A 4141-nucleotide genomic window follows, 5' to 3' on the forward strand; every position below is an offset into this window, starting at 1 on the left:
CCCCCACCACAACCGCTCACCCCGCGCACTCAGCGGCTCCTCCAGGACCAGCCGCACACCTCCGGTCAGCCGCACCTCCGTGCCCTCCGGGCCGCCCGCACGCGCGCGTGTGGTGCCCTTCCTGTCCGGCTCCCGCAGCTCGACCGCCCACCGCCCGTCATCGCCCCGCGTGGAGAAATGCACCACCACGCGTGCGTGCCCGATCCACCCGTCCACCGCCGCGGCGAGCGTCGGCGACGTATTCACGACCAACAGATCCCCGGCCCGCAGCAGCCGAGGCAGCTCCGCGAACACGTGATGCGCCACCTCGGTACCCCGCGACACGAGCAGTCGTACGGCGTCCCGGTCGAGCCCGGGCCCGCGCTGTTCGGCGGGCACACGCGCGGACAGCTCCTCCGGGACCCGTACGGCCACTGTCACCGCTCCTCCAGGAGGGCCGGGGCGCCGTAGCGACCGCTCGCGGGCCGCTCGTCCAGCAGCCGTAGAAAGGCCGGCACCACCCCGGTCGGCGACGGCCGGGGATCGTCGTCGTCCGGTACGGCCGCCGCGTACAGGTCCGTGCCCATGTCCCCGGGGTCGACCGCCCACACCCGCAGCCCGGGCTCCTCCGCGCCGAGCACGGCCGCGAGATGGTCGAGGGCCGCCTTGGACGCCCCGTAGCCGCCCCACGTCTCGTAGGCCTCGGCCGCCGCGTCCGAGCTGACCGCGATCACCGCACCCGCCCGCGAGACCCGCAGCAACGGCAGCGCCTCCTGGACCAGCCCCAGGGCGGCCACCACGTTCACCTCCAGCGCCCGCCGCAGCCCGTCCAGGGGCAGCTCCTCAAGGCGTACGAGCGGCTCGGCGCCCAGCGCGCTCGCGTTGCTCACGACCAGGTCGACGCCGCCCAGCTTCCCCGCCGCGGCCACCAGCTCGGCCCGGTGCGCGGCGTCCGTGACATCCCCGGGGACGGCCTCCACGCGCGTGCCGTACGCGGCGACGGCCACCGCGGCTTCTGTGAGCACCCCCTCGGTCCTGGCGTCGAGCACCAGGTCCCACCCCCGCGCGGCCAGGGCCTCGGCGAGGGCCCGCCCCAGTCCCTTGGACGCCCCCGTGATGATCGCTACCGACATGACACACGTCCCCTCGTCCACTTACGCCTCCGACGGCGTGCACCCAACGTAGGAACGGGACCGCCTCCGCCGCGTCGGACGTCGGCCGCAGTCCACCGGGGCCCTTCGCCCTAGGTCCACCGGACCAGACGAGGGGCGCCACCAGCCCGATCCGCGATGTCGGACCCCGCCGGTACCGTGAGGACATGAGTCAAGGTCCACGGTCCGGCCTCGCGGCGGTGAGTTCCGCGCTGCTGGCCATGAGCAGGCATCTCGAGGTGCGCGACGTCCTCAAGACGATCGTGGCCTCGGCCCGCGAGCTGCTCGACGCGCAGTACGCCGCGCTCGGCGTGCCCGACGACCACGGCGGCTTCGCCCAGTTCGTGGTCGACGGCGTCAGCGACGCCCAGTGGAAGGCCATCGGCCCGCTCCCGCGCCAGCACGGCATCCTCGCCGCGATGCTGCACGAGGCCAAGGCCGAGCGCCTCGCGGACGTACGCAAGGACCCGCGCTTCGAGGGCTGGCCCTCGGCCCACCCCGACATGTCCGACTTCCTCGGCCTGCCCATCCGTGACGACGACGAGGTCATCGGCGCGCTGTTCCTCGCCAACAAGAACTGCCCGAAGCGGGACGGCAGTTGCGGCTTCACGGAGGAGGACGAGGAGTTGCTCTCGATCCTCGCCCAGCACGCCGCCATCGCCCTCACCAACGCTCGCCTGTACGAGCGCAGCCGCGAGCTGACCATCGCGGAGGAGCGCTCCCGCCTGGCCCATGAACTGCACGACGCGGTGTCCCAGAAGCTGTTCTCGCTCCGCCTCACCGCGCAGGCCGCCGCCACCCTCGTAGACCGCGATCCGTCCCGCGCCAAGGGCGAACTCCAGCAGGTGGCCGCGCTCGCCGCCGAGGCCGCCGACGAACTGCGCGCCGCAGTCGTCGAGTTGCGCCCCGCCGCCCTCGACGAGGACGGACTGATCGCCACCCTGCGCACCCAGATCCAGGTCCTCGACCGCGCCCACACCGCACGCGTGACCTTCACGGGCCGTAGCTTCCGCGCCGTGCCCGCCGCCCAGGAGGAGGCCCTGCTGCGCGTCGCCCAGGAAGCACTGCACAACGCGCTGCGGCACTCCGGCGCGGACCACGTCGCCGTGACCCTGGAGCGGCGCGGCTGCGGAGCGGTCCTCCGGGTCACCGACGACGGCAGCGGCTTCGAACCCCAGTCGATCCGCCGCGCGGGACGCCACCTCGGCCTGGTCTCCATGCGGGACCGGACGAACGGCGTCGGCGGCACACTGACCGTGGAATCGGCGCCCGGAAAGGGCACCACGATCGAGATGGAGGTCCCCGGTGGCTGAACCGATCAAGGTGCTGATCGTCGACGACCACCAGGTCGTCCGCCGGGGCCTGCGCACCTTCCTGGAGGTGCAGGACGACATCGAGGTCGTCGGCGAGGCGGCCGACGGCGCCGAAGGAGTCGCCCGCACCGAGGAGTTGAAGCCCGACGTCGTCCTCATGGACGTCAAGATGCCGGGCATGGACGGTATCGACGCGCTGCGCAGACTCCGCGAACTCGACCACCCCGCGCGCGTGTTGATCGTCACCAGCTTCACCGAACAGCGCACGGTGATCCCGGCCCTCCGCGCGGGCGCCGCCGGTTACGTCTACAAGGACGTGGACCCGGACGCCCTGGCCGGCGCCATCCGCTCCGTCCACGCGGGCCACATCCTGCTCCAACCCGAGGTCGCCGGCGTCCTGTTGTCCCAGGAGGAGTCCAACTCGGGCCAGGGGAGAGGCGGTTCGCTCACGGAGCGGGAGCGCGAGGTGCTCGGCCTGATCGCGGACGGCCGCTCCAACCGCGAGATAGCCCGCGCCCTGGTGCTCTCCGAGAAGACGGTCAAGACCCACGTCTCGAACATCCTGATGAAACTCGACCTGGCGGACCGCACCCAGGCGGCCCTGTTCGCCGTACGCCACGGTCTGACGCGGTGAACCGAACGAGGTCAGCGAGGTGATCCGACGAGGTGAGCGGGGTGCGGCGGCAACACGGAGCGTCTCGTTCCGGGCTGAGATTCATACCGTCGTGGGAATGTCCCCCGAATGGCGCATCCTTCGTGGATCTCCACCGTTCTCCAGTGCGTGCCGCGGCGCCTGCCGCGGTGATCGCTAGGAGGGCTCAGAAGTGAAGAACCTGAAGAAGGCAGCGGCCGTGACGATGGTGGCCGGCGGGCTGGTAGCCGCCGGTGCCGGGCTGGCCTCCGCCGACGGCCTGGCGAACGGCCAGGCCGTCGGTTCGCCCGGCGTCGGCTCGGGCAACGTCGTCCAGGTCCCGGTCCACGTCCCGGTCAACGCGGTCGGCAACAGCGTGAACGTCATCGGCGTCCTGAACCCCGCCTTCGGCAACCTGGGCGTCAACCAGTGACGCACGTCGCCCCGCGACAGTGACCTCCGGCCTCCCAGGGCACTCCCTGGGAGGCCGGTCTGCTCGTCACCTGGTCACCTGGTCGGCTTGTCGCGCCAATGATCCGAACGGGCAGTCAAACGCGCATGTCCGTGCCGTTTCCGCCGTTCCGTGCGTTGATCAGCGCACGACCCGCGGCCGGGTCGGTCACGCAATCGCAGGAGGAACGCTTCCCATGAACATCGCCAAGAAGGCCGCTGTGGCCCTCACCGTCGCCGGTATCGCCGCCGGCGCCTCCGCCGGTGCCGCTTTCGCCGACGCCGGTGCCGACGGCGCGGCCGTGAAGTCCCCGGGTGTCGGTTCGGGCAACGCCGTCCAGGTCCCGGTCCACGTCCCCGTCAACGTCGTCGGTGACAGCGTCAACGTCATCGGCCTGCTGAACCCCGCGTTCGGCAACAAGGGCATCAACGACTGACGCCCACACCACTGAAGAGGGGCCCCACGAGTCAACGACGACTCGCGGGGCCCTTCTTCTTGCACGCGTTGCACGCGAGTTCTTGTACGCGAGCAGAATCAGCTCGTCGGCTTTTCCAGCTCAGGTCGGCACTCTCAGCCCGTCCGGCGTTTGAGGACGAGGCCCCTTCAGGGCCGAAGC

6 protein-coding genes are annotated in these 4141 nt (G+C 71.6%); 4 read left to right on the top strand and 2 right to left on the bottom strand.

Going from position 1 to position 4141, the window contains the following annotated elements:
• Nucleotides 1-420: S-adenosylmethionine:tRNA ribosyltransferase-isomerase (locus ACNFOC_RS51590; RefSeq protein ID WP_416965900.1), on the bottom strand; the 420-nt coding region annotated here is incomplete at its 3' end.
• Nucleotides 417-1112: an SDR family NAD(P)-dependent oxidoreductase gene (locus ACNFOC_RS51595; protein ID WP_416965901.1), complete on the bottom strand. Its 696-nt coding sequence runs from the start codon at nucleotides 1110-1112 to the stop codon at nucleotides 417-419. The genes ACNFOC_RS51590 and ACNFOC_RS51595, both read right to left, overlap by 4 nt.
• A gap of 185 nt (nucleotides 1113-1297) precedes the next feature.
• On the opposite strand from ACNFOC_RS51595, the gene ACNFOC_RS51600 reads away from it, so the two are divergent.
• The 4 genes from ACNFOC_RS51600 (at nucleotide 1298) to ACNFOC_RS51615 (ending at nucleotide 3961) form a co-directional block, all read left to right on the top strand.
• The gene (locus ACNFOC_RS51600) at nucleotides 1298-2443 is read left to right on the top strand and encodes a GAF domain-containing sensor histidine kinase (protein ID WP_416965902.1); all 1146 of its coding nucleotides are present in this window, start codon (nucleotides 1298-1300) and stop codon (nucleotides 2441-2443) included.
• Nucleotides 2436-3077 (top strand): response regulator, encoded by a 642-nt coding sequence (locus ACNFOC_RS51605; RefSeq protein ID WP_416965903.1) that lies wholly within the window; start codon nucleotides 2436-2438, stop codon nucleotides 3075-3077. The genes ACNFOC_RS51600 and ACNFOC_RS51605 overlap by 8 nt, the downstream gene beginning before the upstream one ends.
• 190 nt (nucleotides 3078-3267) lie before the next feature.
• Nucleotides 3268-3507, top strand: a complete 240-nt coding sequence (locus tag ACNFOC_RS51610) for a chaplin (protein WP_416965904.1) — start codon at nucleotides 3268-3270, stop codon at nucleotides 3505-3507.
• Between the two features lie 214 nt (nucleotides 3508-3721).
• Nucleotides 3722-3961 (top strand): chaplin family protein, encoded by a 240-nt coding sequence (locus ACNFOC_RS51615; RefSeq protein WP_033286425.1) that lies wholly within the window; start codon nucleotides 3722-3724, stop codon nucleotides 3959-3961.
• Nucleotides 3962-4141: the final 180 nt, after the last annotated feature.

The sequence above is a fragment of the Streptomyces colwelliae genome (assembly GCF_048158785.1).
Taxonomy (GTDB): domain Bacteria; phylum Actinomycetota; class Actinomycetes; order Streptomycetales; family Streptomycetaceae; genus Streptomyces.

Excerpts from the sequence above, each read along its gene's own strand:
- ACNFOC_RS51595 (WP_416965901.1), bottom strand. The coding sequence starts at position 1,112 with ATGTCGGTAGCGATCATCACGGGGGCGTCCAAGGGACTGGGGCGGGCC.
- ACNFOC_RS51600 (WP_416965902.1), top strand. The coding sequence starts at position 1,298 with ATGAGTCAAGGTCCACGGTCCGGCCTCGCGGCGGTGAGTTCCGCGCTG.
- ACNFOC_RS51615 (WP_033286425.1), top strand. The coding sequence starts at position 3,722 with ATGAACATCGCCAAGAAGGCCGCTGTGGCCCTCACCGTCGCCGGTATC.